This is a genomic window from Belnapia sp. AC561 (genome assembly GCF_979252845.1).
The window spans coordinates 17,433-31,395 of the sequence record NZ_CEEDBP010000002.1 but is presented as its reverse complement, the minus strand read 5'-3'; the positions used below and the strand labels follow the sequence as shown (position 1 = coordinate 31,395).

The following is a 13,963-nucleotide window of genomic DNA, read 5'->3' as shown; positions in this document are numbered from 1 at the left end:
GGGTGGTGGCACACCCCCGGCCGCCGGACAAGGGGGCGCATCCCGCCACACCGATCCGGAACCGCCGCCGGAGACGCGCCGCCATGGACAGCACCGACCTCGATCCCTTCGCCCATTTCGAGTCCTGGATGGCGGAAGCGACCAAATCCGAGCCGAACGACCCGAATGCGGTCTGCCTCGCCACCGCCACGCCGGACGGCATCCCCTCCGCCCGCATGGTGTTGCTCAAGGGCCTCGATCCGCGCGGTTTCGTCTTCTACACCAATCTCGAAAGCCGCAAGGGCGGCGAGTTGGCGGCCAATCCCCATGCCGCGCTCTGCTTCCACTGGAAGACCCTGCACCGCAGCGTCCGGGTCGAAGGCGCGGTGGAGCCGGTGACCGGCGCCGAGGCGGATGCCTACTACGCCTCCCGCGCGCGGGGATCGCGCATCGGCGCCTGGGCCAGCAGGCAGTCCCGCCCGCTCGAGAGCCGCTTCGCGCTGGAAAAGGCGGTCGCCGAATACACCATGAAATTCGGCGTCTCCGAGATCCCCCGCCCGGCCTTCTGGTCCGGCTTCCGGGTGCTGCCGAAGCGCATCGAATTCTGGCGCGACATGCCCTTCCGGCTGCACGACCGCCAGGTCTTCCACCGGGTGGGTGAAGGCTGGCAGGTCGAAGCGCTGTACCCATGACGATCCCGGCGCCGCAGGCCGCGGCCGCGGCGCTGCTGCGGCGCCTGTCGGGTGCGGCGCCGATCGAGACGCATATCTCCGCCGTCTTCGTCGGCCCGGACGCGGTCTGGAAGCTGAAGAAGGCGGTCGCCCTCGGCTTCCTCGACTTCACCGCCCTCACCGAGCGCGAACGCCTGCTGCGGCGGGAGCTGGCGCTCAACCAGCCCTTCGCCCCCGGCCTCTACCGCGATGTGGTGCCGATCACCCGCGCCGCCGACGGCAGCCTGGCGCTGGACGGGGCAGGGGAGGCGGTGGACTGGGTGCTGCGCCTGGCCCCGGTCCCGCCCGGGGACTTCCTGGACGCGGTGGCGGCCGCCGGCGGGCTGGACGAGGCGCGGCTGGATGCCCTGGCCGATGCCGTCGCCGCCATGCATGCCGCCCTGCCGCCCGCCGCGCCGCCCGACTTCGCCCGGGTCATCACCGGCAATGCCCGCGCCTGCCGCCGCGCCGGCCTGCCCGAGGCGCGCATCGCCGCCTGGGAGGCCGCCGCCCATGCCTTGCTCGCCCGCCTCGCCCCGCAGCTTGCCGCCCGCGCCGCCGAGGGCCGGGTGCGGCGCTGCCATGGCGACCTGCACCTCGGCAACCTCTGCCTCTGGCAGGGCCGCATCACCCCCTTCGACGCGCTGGAATTCGACGAGGACCTGGCCACCATCGATACCGGCTACGACCTCGCCTTCCTGCTGATGGACCTCGGCCACCGGCTCGGCCGCCCGGCGGCCAACCGCGTGCTGAACCGGTATGTCGCCCGCAGCGGCGATGCCGGGCTGGTCGCCGGGCTGCCGCTCTGGCTCTCGCTGCGGGCGGTGATCCGGGCGCATGTGGCCGCCAGTGCGGGCGCCAGTGCGGGCGCCGACGGCCTCGCCTATCTCGCCACGGCCGAGGCGCGGCTGGCCCCGCCGCCGCCGCGGCTGGTCGCGGTCGGCGGGCTGCAGGGCACCGGCAAGACCCGGCTGGCCCGCGCCCTGGCGCCGGCGCTCGGCCCGGCCCCCGGCGCGCTGGTCCTGCGCTCGGACGAGATCCGCAAGCGCCAGGCCGGCGTCGCGCCCGAATCCCCGCTGCCCGCCGCCGCCTATACCGCCGCGGCCAGCGCCGCCGTCTTCGCCGAACTCGCCGCGACCGCCGCCGCGGTGCTGCGCGCCGGCCATGCCGTGGTGGCCGATGCGGTCTTCCTGCGCCCGGCCGAACGCGCCGCCATCGCGGCCGCCGGCGAACCCTTCACCGGCTTCTGGCTGCAGGCGCCCCTGGCGGTGCTCGAGAAGCGCGTCGCTGCCCGCCGCGGCGATGCCTCGGATGCCGATGCCGCGGTGCTCGCCGCCGCCGCGGCGCGCGACCCGGGGCCCATCGCCTGGACCGTGCTGGATGCGGCGGCGGACCCCATCCCGGCGGCCCGCGAAGCGCTTGGCTTGCAAACCGCCGAACCGTGCTAAACATGCGCCATTCGCGCTGCTTGGGAGACGCGCCATGGCTTACCGACGTCTGCTGCTGCCCCTCACCGGCACCGCTGCCGGCGAAGCCGCGCTTGCCACCGCCTTGATGGTGGCGCGCATCTGGAATGCGCATGTGCATTGCCTGCACGTCCGGGTGGATGCCCGCGACGTGGCACCCCTCGCGGGGGAAGGCCTGTCCGGCGCCATGATCGAGGAAATGATGGCGGCGACCGAACGCGAGAGCGGCGACCGCGCCGGCCGCGTCCGCGCCCTGTTCGACCGCTTCGCCGGCGACAGCGGCGGGGTGACCATCGCCAACAGCGCCGAGACCGCGCTGAAGACCGATGGTCCGACGCTGTCCTTCGAGAGCATCGCCGGGCGCGAGGAGGATGTCGTCGCCCAGCAGTCCCGGTTGTACGACATGGCCGTGGTGCCGCATCCGGAAGCGGATGAGGATGTCTCTTCCTCCGATGCGCTGCATGCCGTGCTCTTCGACAGCGGCCGGCCGGTGCTGATCGCCCCGCGCCAGGCGCCGGCCACCATCGGCACCCGCGTCTGTTGCGCCTGGAACGGCTCGGCCGAGAGCGCCGCCGCGATCGAGCAGGCGCTGCCCTGGCTGCATCGCGCCACCGCGGTGCGGCTGCTGCATGCCGACGAGTACCAGCGCCGCGGCCCCAAGGTGGAGGGCATCCGCGCCTATCTCCGCTGGCACGAGATCGAGGCCGAGCCGGCGCTGTTCAAGCCGCTGACCAAGGATGTCGGCGCCGGGCTGCTCGGCGCGGCGCGGGACTTCCAGGCGGACCTGCTCTGCATGGGCGCCTATAGCCATTCGCGGCTGCGCCAGCTCATCCTCGGCGGCGTGACGCGGCATGTGCTGGAGAACAGCGACATGCCCGTTCTCATGTGCCGCTAGGCTCATGTGCCGCTAGGCTGAGCAACCGCGGTCCGCCGGGCCGCGAAAGCCGCCGCAACACCGGTTGCGGCGGCCGCGCCGGGCCTTCATCATCCGCCCCAAGCTGCCGCTGGGAGAGTTGAGATGAGCCTGACCTGGACCCGACGCACCCTGGCGGGTGGCGCCCTGGCGATGCCCTTCGTCCGTGGCGCCGCCGCGCAGCAGACCATCGAATGGGTCGCCGGCTCGCTCGGCGGCGGCTGGTACACCATCGCCGCCGGCCTCTCCGCCCTCATCAAGGACGAGAACCCGGAGTTGCAGATCCGCGTCGTCCCCGGCGGCGGCCTGGCCAATTCCACCCGGGTCAACCGCAACCAGTCGCAGATGGGCTGGGGCATCGACACCTTCGCCGCCTCCGCCCGGAAGGGCGAGGAGCCCTATACGGAGAAGCACGAGAACCTCCGCAGCCTCGGCACCGGCTATTCCCCGACCGAGCACCACTTCCTCCGCCGCACCGATGCCGGGCCGGAGGACATGCGCGCCATCCTGACGCAGAAGGGCCTGCGCCTCGCCTGCCCGCAGCGGTCCTCGACCGATGAGATGACCCTGCAGCGCATCCTGAAATTCCTCGGCACCAGCCCGGACAAGATCCGCGCCGAGGGTGGCCGCTACCTGACCGGCAGCTATGCCGATATCGGCGCCGCCTTCTCGGATGGCCAGGCCGACTACCTTTATGCCGCGCTGGCCCGCCCGGCGGCGATCTTCAGCGAGATCGCCCAGGGCCGCCGCGCCGGCCGCCTGGTGGAATTCCCCGCCGATGTGCGGAAGCACCTGATCGACCAGTATTCCTACGCCGAGGGCTTCATCCCCGCCGGCACCTATCCCGCGCTGCAGACGGCGGCGGTGCCGGTGACGCTGATGGACAGCGTGCTGATGGTGCACGAGAGCCTGCCGGAGGAGGTCGCCTACAAGGTGACGAAGACGCTGATCCGCAACAAGGGCCCGCGGCTGGTGCAGATCCATGCCAGCATGGGTGCCTGGGACCCGGTGGCCTCGGCCAAGTACGCCGGCGTCCCCATGCACCCCGGTGCGACTAAGGCCTTCCGCGAAGCCGGCGCCCTGCCCGCCTAATTCGACTCAGGCCGGTCCAGGGGACGCCACCTGTTTGTCAGTGGGCCCCTGGTTGGGGCTTGGGGACAAAGTCCCCAACCTTCCTGTTATTGTCTGGAGCGCCCATGCGCGACCTCGCCGGCCCCCTGAAGCTGCTGGTCACCCTCTGGCTCGCCGCCGCCTCCGCCATCCACCTCTACTTCGGCGGCTTCGGCTTCCCCGAGCCGATCACCATGCGCGGCTTCCATCTGCTGGTCTTCGTCCCGCCACTGTTCATCCTGTACCCGGCCTTCCCCGGCCGCTCCCCGGCCCGCCGCCCGAGCGTGGCGGATTGGCTTTGGGTGCTGGCCTCTGCCGCGCCGCATGCCTGGGTGATGTGGAACTGGGACAAGGTCTCGGACCGCATGGAATACGTCGATCCCTTCGGCTGGGAGATGATGGTCCTGGCGTCGCTGGCGATCGTCACCCTGCTGGAGGCGACGCGCCGCGCGGTCGAGGTCGGCCTCGCCTGGATGATCATCGTCTCCGTCGCCTACATGGGCTTCGGCCACTATATCCCCGGCCTGTTGAACAGCCGGCCGTTCTCGCTGGCGGAAATCCTCGAGGCCTCCTGGCTGGTGCCCACCGCGGGCGGCGTCTATGGCCCGCTGACCGGCATCGTGGCGACGACCATCGCCGTCTTCATCGTCTTCGGCGCCTTCATGCAGGGCAGCGGCACCGGGCGGCTCTTCACCAACCTCGGCGCGGCCGCGGCCGGGCGCTACACCGGCGGCCCGGCCAAGGTCGCGGTCATCACCTCCGGCCTCTTCGGGACGATGAGCGGGAGCAGCGTCTCCAACGTCATCACCACCGGCGCCATGACCATCCCGCTGATGATCCGCATCGGCTACCGCCCGGTGGTCGCCGCCGGCATCGAGAGCGCCGCCAGCGTCGGCGGGGCGCTGATGCCCCCGGTCATGGGCGCCGCCGCCTTCGTCCTTGCCGAGATCACCGGCATCGCCTATGGCGAGATCATCGTCGCCGCCGCCATCGGCGCGGTGCTGTACTACTTCGCCATCCTCGCCGCGGTGCATTTCGAGGCGAAGAATGCCGGCATGGCGCCGATGCCGCTGCGCGACATCCCCGCCTGGCGGGAGGTGGCGCAGGATGCCCATCTGGTCATCCCGATCGCCGTGCTGGTCTGGCTGATGATGGACCGCTGGAGCGGCAATTACGCCGCCTTCTGCGCGACCCTCGCCATGGTCGGCATCGCCGCGCTCCGCCGCCGCAGCCGGATGGGCTGGCGGCAGGTGCTGGAGAGTCTCGCCAATGCCGGGCTGACCATGGCGCCGCTGGCGGTCTCCATCGCCGGCGCCGGCATCGTCGTCTCGGCCCTGACCGCGACCGGGCTGGTGGTGGCGCTCGGCGGCATCATCAAGGATCTGGCGGACGGCAATTTTGCCCTGCTGCTGGTGCTGCTGGCCTTCACCGTGCTGGTGCTCGGCATGGGGATCCCGACGACGCCGAGCTACATCATCGCCGCCGCCATCGGCGTGCCCCAGATCCTCGACCTCGGCAGCAAGGCGCTGGGCTATTCGGCGCAGGAGCTGCTGCTGCCGGCGCATCTCTTCATCTTCTACTTCGCGGTGCTGGCGGATGCCTCCCCACCCGTGGCGGCGGCTGCCTTCGCGGCGGCGGCCATCGCCAAATCCTCGCCGCTGATGGCCAGCATGCATGCGACCCGGCTGGGCATCGCCGGCTTCACCGTAGGCTTCGCCTTCCTCTACGACCCCGGCATCATGCTGCGGGGCTCGCTGCTCGATATCCTGGTGGCGACGGCCATCCAGGTCGGGGCGCTGACCGCCATCTGCGCCGCCTATGCCGGCTACCTGACCGCGCCGATGGGCCTGGCGCTGCGCCTGCTGCTCGGCTTCGGCGGGCTCTTCGCCGCCTTCTACCATGGCGTGCCGGATGTGCTGCGGCTGGCCGTCGCCCTGGGGGTCCCCGGCGGGATCGCCCTGGCGCAGGCCCTGCGCGCGCCCCGGCCGGTGCGCCCCTGACCCCCGGAGTTCTCCCATGCTGAAGCAGACCCTGCTCGCCCTGGCCTTGCTCGCCCCAGGGTTGGCGGTAGCGCAGACCACCGCCGCCACCGGCCCGACCCTGGCGGCCATCCGCGCCCGCGGCGCCGTCTCCTGCGGCATCTCCACCGGCGACCCGGCCTGGAGCCAGCCCGACAGCCGCGGCATCTGGCAGGGCATGGATGCCGATGTCTGCCGCGCCGTCGCCGCCGCCGTGCTCGGCAGTCCGGAGAAGCTGGTCTGGCAGCACCTGACCGGGCAGAACCGCTTCCCCGCGCTCGCCTCCGGCCAGGTGGACCTGCTGACCCGCACCACCACCTGGACCTTCATGCGGGATGCCATCCTCGGGTTGAATTTCACCGCGCCGAATTTCTACGACGGCCAGGGCTTCCTGGTCCGCGCCGATGCCGGCATCACCGCGGCGAAGCAGCTCGACGGCGCCACCATCTGCTTCGTCTCCGCCAGCACGCATGAGCTGAACCTGGCCGACTGGTCCCGCGCCCAGGGCATCCACTTCACCCCGGTGATCTTCGCCGACAAGGACGAGGCCCGCCGGTCCTTCGAGAGCAACCGCTGCGACAGCTACACCGGCGACGCCAGCCAGCTCGCCGCGGTCCGCGCCGCCATGCCGAACCCGGCCTCCGTCACCCTGCTGCCGGACCGCATCAGCAAGGAGCCCTATGCCCCCTCCGTCCGCCAGGGCGACGACCAGTGGTTCGACATCGTCCGCTACGTGGTCTTCGCCCTGGTCGAGGCGGAGGAGCTGGGCATTACCCGCGCCAACGCGGACCAGATGCTGGCGACCAGCCCCAGCCCGGCGGTGCAGCGCCTGCTCGGCAGGACCGGCGACCTCGGCCCGGCCATCGGCCTCGACCGCGCCTGGCTGCTGAACGCGATCAAGGCGGTGGGCAACTACGGCGAGATCTACGACCGGCACCTGGGCAAGGACAGCCCGGTGCAGCTGCCGCGCGGGCTGAACGACCTCTGGACCCGCGGCGGGCTGATGGTGGCGCCGCCGATCCGCTAGACCCGGACCTGCACTACAGCGCGGCGCGGAGGATCAGCGGCATCGGCTGCATCTTGTCCTCCACCCGCACCACGCCCGGGATATCCTGGGCGAGCAGGCGGAGCCCGGCCCGCAGCACCTCGGACCGCGCATAGCCGTACAGGGTCACGACGCCGGCCTCGACATCCGGATAGACCCAGAAGGTATCGGTCCAGGGCTGTTCGCGCATGGCGGCGATCACCGCCCGCAGCAGGGCGCTGTCGTCCTGCGGCCCCTTGGCCGCCGCGGCGGGAGCCTGTACCTCGCGCAGCACCGCCCGCAGCAGGTCCGCCCGGCTGACGATGCCGACCAGAACCCCGTCGCGCAGCACCGGGACGCGGCGGATGTGGTGCTTTTCCATCGCCTGGGCGATCGCCTCGGCCGTCGCATCCTCCCCGACCGTGACCAGCTCGGCCGACATCACGTCCCGGGCGGTGGCGCCATGCGCCTTGGCGAAGCGCGCCACCAGCGGCTTCGGGTCGCGGAACATGTCGAGGAACCAGCCGAGCGGGCCGCGCGGCGCCTCGGCCAGGCGGCGGATGAGGTCGCCCTCGGTGACGAGGCCGACCGGCTTGCCCTCGCCATCGATCACCGGGACGGCGGAGATGCCGCGGGCGGCGAGCAATTCCGTGACCGCCGCGACCGGGGTCTCGGGCGCGACGACGACGAGGTTCTGGGACATCAGGTCACGGGCGAGCATGGCGATCCTCCGTTCCCGCCCGGAGCTGGCGGGTTATCGGCGGAAGATGAAAGCCCGGTTACCGAAAATATATGATCTGGATCAAACCGCAGATCACCGCGCCGCTACTCCCGCTCGTAGATCAGCCGCGCCCGGATCGTCCCCGGCAGCGCCCGCAGCTCGCCGAGGATCGCCTCCGCCGCATCCCTCGCCTCGACGCTCTCGACCACCACGTACCCGAGGTCCGCCTTGGTCTGGTAGTACTGCGCCGCGATGTTCAGCCCGCGCCGGCCGAAGGACTCGTTGATCCGGGACAGCACGCCGGGCGCATCGCGGTGGACATGGATCCAGCGCGCGCCGGTCGCCCGCGCCGGGAGCTGCACCTGCGGGAAGTTCACCGCTCCCATGGTCGCCCCGGTATCGCTGAAATCCACCAGCTTGCGCGCCACCTCCTGGCCGATGCGGGACTGCGCCTCCGCCGTGCTGCCGCCGATATGCGGCGTCAGGATGACATTCGGCAGCCCCTGCAGCGGGGTGTGGAAGGGCTCGCCGTTGCGGGCCGGCTCCTCCGGGAAGACATCCGCCGCCGCGCCCATCAGGTGGCCGGACTTCAGCGCCGCCGCCACCGCCTCGAGGTCCACCAGGGTCCCGCGGGCATTGTTGATCAGGATGGAGCCCGGCTTCATCTGCGCGATCTCGGCGGCGCCGATCATGCCCACCGTCTCCGGCGTCTCCGGCACATGCAGCGTCACGATGTCGGACTCGCGCAGCAGCTCGCCGAGCGTCGCGCAGGGCCGGGCATTGCCATGCGGCAGCTTGGTGGTGTGGTCGTAGTAGATCACCCGCATGCCGAAGGCCTCGGCCAGGACCGAAAGCTGGCTGCCGATGTTGCCGTAGCCGACCAGGCCCAGCGTCCGCCCGCGCACCTCGTAGCTGCCCTCGGCCGACTTGTCCCAGCCGCCCTTATGGGCGGAGCGCGAGCGGTCCGGCACGCCGCGCAGCAGCATGACCACCTCGCCCATCACCAGCTCCGCCACGCTGCGGGTATTGCTGAAGGGGGCGTTGAAGACCGGGATGCCGCGCAGCCGCGTCGTCTCCAGGTCCACCTGGTTGGTGCCGATGCAGAAGCAGCCGATGGTGATCAGCCGGTCCGCCGCCGCCAGCGCCTCGGCCGTCACCTGCGTCCGGGACCGGATGCCGAGGATATGGACGCCGTGCAGCGCCTCGGCCAGCGCCGCGCCGTCCAGCGCCTTGGGCAGGCGGGTGACGTTCGCATAGCCGGCGGCGCCCAGCAGCTCCACCGCGCTGTCGGAGATGCCTTCCAGCAGCAGGACGCGGATGCGGTCCTTCGGAAGGGAGAGGCGGTCGGACATGGGCGGCTCCGGGGGGAGTGGGGGCGCGCTTCTTGCGCCCTTACGGCGCCGCCGCCAAGCCCGGCCGGCGCGGCGGCAGGTCCCGGGTCCGGTAGCGGCTCACCGCCTGGCCCGTCGGCACCTTCTGGAAGACCAGGAAATAGCTGTGGTTCTTCCGCGCATGCACCTGCCGCAGCAGCCGCGCCACGCCGGGGCGGTTGGACCGCACCAGCACGAAGAGGTCCCGGGCATAGAAGCCCAGCTCCGCCAGGCCGGTGATGACCTGCACATGGGTCAGCTCCTGCCGGTTGGCGCTGACCTCGTCCTGGCATTTGACGATGAGGATGCCGTGGTCGCGCAGCACCCGCCGCGCCTCGGCCGCCGCCGCGAGGTAGAGGTCGAGCACCGCCTGGTGCCAGCGCCCGGTGCCGGGCCCGGCCGGGGTCTCGCCCCCCGCGGCATAATAGTCCCGCAGCCCGGCATGGCTGCCGAGCCCGCCCCGGGTCCCCGCCTTCGGCCGCAGCAGCCCCTCCATGTAGGGCGGGTCCAGCACCAGCGCGTCCAGCGCCGCATCGGCATGGGGCAGGGCGCGGCAATCCGTGCCGGTGGCGATATCGCTGGGCAGCACGGTATAGGCCCCCGCCGGCACCTGCTGCCAGAAGACCCCCTGGCCGAAGGTGACATCGGCGATGACCGAGCCCGGCGGCACGTGCAGCGCCAGGATGCGCGGGAACAGCGCCGCATTGCCGCCGGCATGGGCCGAGACCACCACATCCGCGGTGGCGACGCCGCCCTGCACCCGCTTGGCCCGAAGCGGCAAGGCGTCTTCGGGCGCCTCGCTCACGCGGCGCTGCCGGCCCGGATGGCGCGGATCTCCGCCTCCAGCATGGCCGGATAGGGCCGGCTGATCCAATCCGCCGGGGTCGCCACCGCCGTCGCCAGCCGCCGCTTGTAATCCGCGCGGGGAATCTCGTGCGCGCCGAATTGCGCCAGGTGCTCGGTCAGGAACTGGCTGTCCAGCAGGGTGAAGCCGCCCAGCCGCAGCCGCGCCACCAGATGCACCAGGGCGACCTTGGAGGCATCGCGCGCCCGGCTGAACATGCTCTCGCCGAAGAAGGCACCGCCCAGCACCACGCCGTACAACCCGCCCACCAGCCGGTCCTGCTCCCAGACCTCGATCGAATGCGCATGGCCCATGCGATGCAGCGCCAGGAACAGCGATTCGATCTCCGGGTTGATCCAGGTCTCCTCCCGCCCCGGCGCCGGGGAGGCGCAGCCGGCGATGACGCCGGGGAAATCCACGTCCGCCGTCGCCAGGTAGGGTCCGTTCAGCACCGTCCGCAGCAGCCGCTTCGAGAGGTGGAAGCCCTCATGCAGCGGGATCACCCCGCGCCGCTCCGGGTCCAGCCAATAGAGCTTGTCGCCGCCACGGCTCTCGGCCATGGGGAACAACCCCGCCCGATAGGCGCGGAGCATGAGCTCCGGGGTGATGTCGAGGTGCCGGCGGCTCATGCCTCGGCGACCGGAATGCCGAGGGTCCGGGCGGCGGCGGCCATGCCGTCGTCGAAGGTGACCATCGTGGCGCCGAGGCGGCCCGCCATAGCGAGATGCATCGCATCCGGCGCCCGCAGGTTGAGGTCGAGGCGCCGGATCCAGGCGGTGGCAAGCGCCAGGTCGGCCGGCATGGCGGTGACCCGCTGGCTCTCCCGGCTGGTCCAGCTGTCAAAAAGGTCGAAGACCGCGACCGCCTCGTGCCGCTGCATCGCGGCCGCGCGGACCAGCCGGGCCAGGGTCGCCGCGAATTCCACGCCGGCCAGGTCGCTGACCACCAGCACGGGGCGCTCGCGCGCCATGTAGCGCTCGGCCCGGGTGGTATGCGCATCCTGCCAGAACAGGGACACCAGGACGCTGGTATCGAGCGCGGCGCGCAAGCTCAATCCTCGTCCCGCATCTGCCGGACCAGATCGACCGCGGCCGGTGCCTTCGGCCGGGCCGGGCCGCCACGGTGGCGCCGCAGCCAGTCCAGCGCCTCGTCCGTCACCGGGCCGGGCGAGGCCTGGACCGGCCGGAATTCCACCACCGGCTGGCCGTGCCGGGTGATCACCACCTCCTCGCCCTTCAGGGCGAGGTCGATGAGTTCGGAAAACCGGTTCTTGGCCTCGGCGATGCTATGGCTCGGCATGGCCGGAATATAGCCATCCGATGGCCAGATCGCCACCGGAAAGCCTCGGGCGGCCTGTCGCCTGTCCGAACCGTCAGGCCTGGCCGCCTGACCTGGACATGCCTCAGCCCGCCGGGGCCCGCTTCGCCACGAAGCGCTCCAGCCAATGGATGGTATAGTCGCCGGACTGGAACTCCCGGTCCTCCACGATGGCCCGGTGCAGCGGCAGGGTGGTGTGGATGCCGTCCACCACCATCTCGGCCAGCGACCGCCGCAGCCGGGCGATCGCCTCGGCCCGGGTCGCGCCATGCACCACCAGCTTGGCGATCAGGCTGTCGTAGTGCGGCGGCACCGAATAGCCGGAATACAGCGCGCTATCGACCCGGACGCCGAGCCCGCCCGGCGCGTGGTAGGTATGCACCTTGCCGGGGGAGGGGGCGAAGCTCTCCGGATCCTCGGCGGTGATCCGGCATTCGATGGCATGGCCATGGAAGCGGATCTCCGACTGGTCGTAGCCCAGCGCCTCGCCGGCGGCGACGCGGAGCTGCTCCTTCACCAGGTCGATGCCGCAGACCATCTCGGTCACCGGATGCTCGACCTGCAGCCGGGTGTTCATCTCGATGAAGGCGAAGACCCCGTCCTGCCAGAGGAACTCCAGGGTCCCGGCATTGCGGTAGCCCAGCTCCCGCAGCGCCCGCGTCACCTGGGCGCCCAGCGCATCGCGCTCGGCGGCGTTCAGCACCGGGGAGCCGGCCTCCTCCACCAGCTTCTGGTGGCGGCGCTGCAGCGAGCAGTCGCGCTCGCCGAAATGCACGACGTTGCCGTGGGTATCGGCCAGCACCTGCAGCTCGATGTGCCGGGGACGGTCGAGATACTTCTCGAGATAGACCTCGTCGTTGCCGAAGGCGGCCTTGGCCTCGGTCCGGGCGACGCGCCAGGCTTCCTCGATCTCGCCCTCGTCCTGCGCGACCTTCATGCCGCGGCCGCCGCCGCCGGCCGCCGCCTTGATCAGCACGGGATAGCCGATCTCGGCCGCCACCTGCCGCGCCTCATCCACCGAGGCCAGGGCGCCCAGGCTGCCGGGGACCAGCGGCACGCCCAGCCGGCGCATCGCGTCCTTGGCGGTGATCTTGTCGCCCATCATGCGGATATGCGCGGCGGTCGGGCCGATGAAGGCGAGGCCATGCGCCTCCACCATCTCGGCGAAATTGGCATTCTCCGACAGGAAGCCGTAGCCCGGATGGATCGCATCCGCCCCGGTGATCTGCGCCGCGGAGAGGATCGCCGCCATGTTCAGGTAGCTGTCGCGCGCCGAGGGCGGCCCGATGCAGACGCTCTCGTCGGCGAGGCGCACATGCATGGCCGAGGCATCGGCGGTCGAATGCACCGCGACGGTGCGGATGCCCATCTCCTGGCAGGCCCGGTGGATGCGCAGCGCGATCTCGCCCCGGTTGGCGATGAGGACCTTGCCGAACATCATGCGTGGCTCGCCCCGCGGCGATCGGACGGCCGCTGCATCGCCACCCTCATTCGACGATCATCAACGGCTCGCCATATTCCACCGGCGTGCCAGGCTCGATCAGGATGCGCGTCACCGTCCCGGCCCGCGGCGCCTTGATCTGGTTGAAGGTCTTCATCGCCTCGATCAGCAGCAGGGTCTGCCCCTGCGCCACCTTGGCGCCGAGCGTCACGAAGGGCGGCTGCCCCGGCTCCGAGGACAGGTAGGCGACGCCCACCATGGGGGAGGCGACCAGCCCCGGGTGCTTGGCATCCGGCACCACCGCGGCCACCGCCGGCGCGGCGACCGGCGCCACCTCGGCCTGCACCATGCCGCCCTGGGCCATGCCCGCCGGCCAGCTCATCGGGGCCGGCGCCGCCACCGGGGCGGGCTTGCGCGCCACCCGGATGCGGCTGTCCTTTTCGACCAGCTCGATCTCGGTCAGGTCGGTGTCCCGCAGGATCTGCGCCAGGGCGCGGATCGCCTCGGGGTCGAATTGGATGCCGTTGCTCATGCGCTCTTCTCCGGCGTGATGCTCACGCCGCCTCGTCCGGGTCGTCCATCGGGGCGATCAGCCCGGCCATGGCGTCCAGCGCCAGGGCATAGCCCTGCACGCCCAGGCCGGCGATGACCCCGGTGGCCGCCTTGGAGACGAAGCTGTGGTGCCGGAATTCCTCCCGGCGGTGGATGTTCGTGATGTGCACCTCGATCACCGGCAGCCCGACCGCGATCAGCGCGTCAAGCAGCCCGATGGAGGTGGTGGTATAGCCCGCCGGGTTGATGATGATGCCACTCGCCCGGCCGCGGCATTCCTGCACCCAGGTGATCAGCTCGCCCTCGCCATTGGTCTGGCGGAAGTCGATCGCCAGCCCGAGCCCCTCCGCCACCTCGGCGCAGAGCGCCTCCAGGTCGTCGAGCGTCGAGTGGCCGTACTTCTCCGGCTCCCGCGTGCCGAGCAGGTTGAGGTTCGGGCCATTGAGGACGACGACCAGCGGGGGCGACATGGGGCATATCCGGCAAGGATGCGGGCGG

At 71.4% G+C, this 13,963-nt stretch carries 15 protein-coding genes; 6 read left to right on the top strand and 9 right to left on the bottom strand.

The genetic code is table 11. The features are described from left to right. Nucleotides 1-83 precede the first annotated feature (83 nt). The 6 genes from pdxH (at nucleotide 84) to AC0IW9_RS01830 (ending at nucleotide 7,223) form a co-directional block, all read left to right on the top strand. Nucleotides 84-671, top strand: coding sequence for a pyridoxamine 5'-phosphate oxidase (gene pdxH, locus AC0IW9_RS01855; RefSeq protein ID WP_471646504.1), 588 nt, complete (start codon nucleotides 84-86; stop codon nucleotides 669-671). Beyond that, the gene (locus tag AC0IW9_RS01850; protein WP_471646503.1) at nucleotides 668-2,137 is read left to right on the top strand and encodes a bifunctional aminoglycoside phosphotransferase/ATP-binding protein; all 1,470 of its coding nucleotides are present in this window, start codon (nucleotides 668-670) and stop codon (nucleotides 2,135-2,137) included. The genes pdxH and AC0IW9_RS01850 overlap by 4 nt, the downstream gene beginning before the upstream one ends. 34 nt (nucleotides 2,138-2,171) lie before the next feature. Then, complete coding sequence (locus tag AC0IW9_RS01845; protein ID WP_471646502.1) at nucleotides 2,172-3,050, top strand: universal stress protein; 879 nt, start codon at nucleotides 2,172-2,174, stop codon at nucleotides 3,048-3,050. Nucleotides 3,051-3,173: 123 nt separating this feature from the next. Continuing rightward, nucleotides 3,174-4,160 carry a TAXI family TRAP transporter solute-binding subunit gene (locus tag AC0IW9_RS01840; RefSeq protein ID WP_471646501.1) on the top strand — a complete coding sequence of 329 codons (987 nt, stop codon included), beginning with the start codon at nucleotides 3,174-3,176 and terminating at the stop codon, nucleotides 4,158-4,160. A 104-nt stretch (nucleotides 4,161-4,264) separates the two neighbouring features. Further along, the gene (locus AC0IW9_RS01835; RefSeq protein ID WP_471646500.1) at nucleotides 4,265-6,178 is read left to right on the top strand and encodes a TRAP transporter permease; all 1,914 of its coding nucleotides are present in this window, start codon (nucleotides 4,265-4,267) and stop codon (nucleotides 6,176-6,178) included. Between the two features lie 16 nt (nucleotides 6,179-6,194). Further along, a complete protein-coding gene (locus AC0IW9_RS01830) occupies nucleotides 6,195-7,223 on the top strand; it encodes an amino acid ABC transporter substrate-binding protein (protein ID WP_471646499.1) in 1,029 nt (342 codons plus the stop codon). A gap of 13 nt (nucleotides 7,224-7,236) precedes the next feature. On the opposite strand, the gene AC0IW9_RS01825 is transcribed toward AC0IW9_RS01830, so the two are convergent. The 9 genes from AC0IW9_RS01825 to aroQ form a co-directional block, all read right to left on the bottom strand. Further along, nucleotides 7,237-7,941, bottom strand: coding sequence for a CBS domain-containing protein (locus AC0IW9_RS01825; protein WP_471646498.1), 705 nt, complete (start codon nucleotides 7,939-7,941; stop codon nucleotides 7,237-7,239). 104 nt (nucleotides 7,942-8,045) lie between these two features. Further along, nucleotides 8,046-9,293 carry a phosphoglycerate dehydrogenase gene (gene serA, locus AC0IW9_RS01820; RefSeq protein ID WP_471646497.1) on the bottom strand — a complete coding sequence of 416 codons (1,248 nt, stop codon included), beginning with the start codon at nucleotides 9,291-9,293 and terminating at the stop codon, nucleotides 8,046-8,048. A 40-nt stretch (nucleotides 9,294-9,333) separates the two neighbouring features. Continuing rightward, nucleotides 9,334-10,116: a hypothetical protein gene (locus AC0IW9_RS01815; protein ID WP_471646496.1), complete on the bottom strand. Its 783-nt coding sequence runs from the start codon at nucleotides 10,114-10,116 to the stop codon at nucleotides 9,334-9,336. Further along, the gene (gene aat, locus AC0IW9_RS01810; RefSeq protein WP_471646495.1) at nucleotides 10,113-10,784 is read right to left on the bottom strand and encodes a leucyl/phenylalanyl-tRNA--protein transferase; all 672 of its coding nucleotides are present in this window, start codon (nucleotides 10,782-10,784) and stop codon (nucleotides 10,113-10,115) included. Before aat ends, AC0IW9_RS01815 begins: the two co-directional genes overlap by 4 nt. Beyond that, complete coding sequence (locus tag AC0IW9_RS01805; RefSeq protein WP_471646494.1) at nucleotides 10,781-11,203, bottom strand: type II toxin-antitoxin system VapC family toxin; 423 nt, start codon at nucleotides 11,201-11,203, stop codon at nucleotides 10,781-10,783. Before AC0IW9_RS01805 ends, aat begins: the two co-directional genes overlap by 4 nt. Nucleotides 11,204-11,205: 2 nt before the next feature. Next, complete coding sequence (locus tag AC0IW9_RS01800) at nucleotides 11,206-11,454, bottom strand: type II toxin-antitoxin system Phd/YefM family antitoxin (RefSeq protein ID WP_471646493.1); 249 nt, start codon at nucleotides 11,452-11,454, stop codon at nucleotides 11,206-11,208. Nucleotides 11,455-11,557: 103 nt separating this feature from the next. Beyond that, on the bottom strand, nucleotides 11,558-12,910 hold the full coding sequence (gene accC / locus AC0IW9_RS01795) for an acetyl-CoA carboxylase biotin carboxylase subunit (RefSeq protein ID WP_471646722.1): 1,353 nt from the start codon (nucleotides 12,908-12,910) through the stop codon (nucleotides 11,558-11,560). A 49-nt stretch (nucleotides 12,911-12,959) separates the two neighbouring features. After that, nucleotides 12,960-13,445, bottom strand: coding sequence for an acetyl-CoA carboxylase biotin carboxyl carrier protein (locus tag AC0IW9_RS01790; RefSeq protein WP_471646492.1), 486 nt, complete (start codon nucleotides 13,443-13,445; stop codon nucleotides 12,960-12,962). 22 nt (nucleotides 13,446-13,467) lie between these two features. After that, entirely contained in the window at nucleotides 13,468-13,935 is a 468-nt protein-coding gene (gene aroQ / locus AC0IW9_RS01785; RefSeq protein ID WP_471646491.1) for a type II 3-dehydroquinate dehydratase, read from the bottom strand. Between the last annotated feature and the right edge of the window lie 28 nt (nucleotides 13,936-13,963).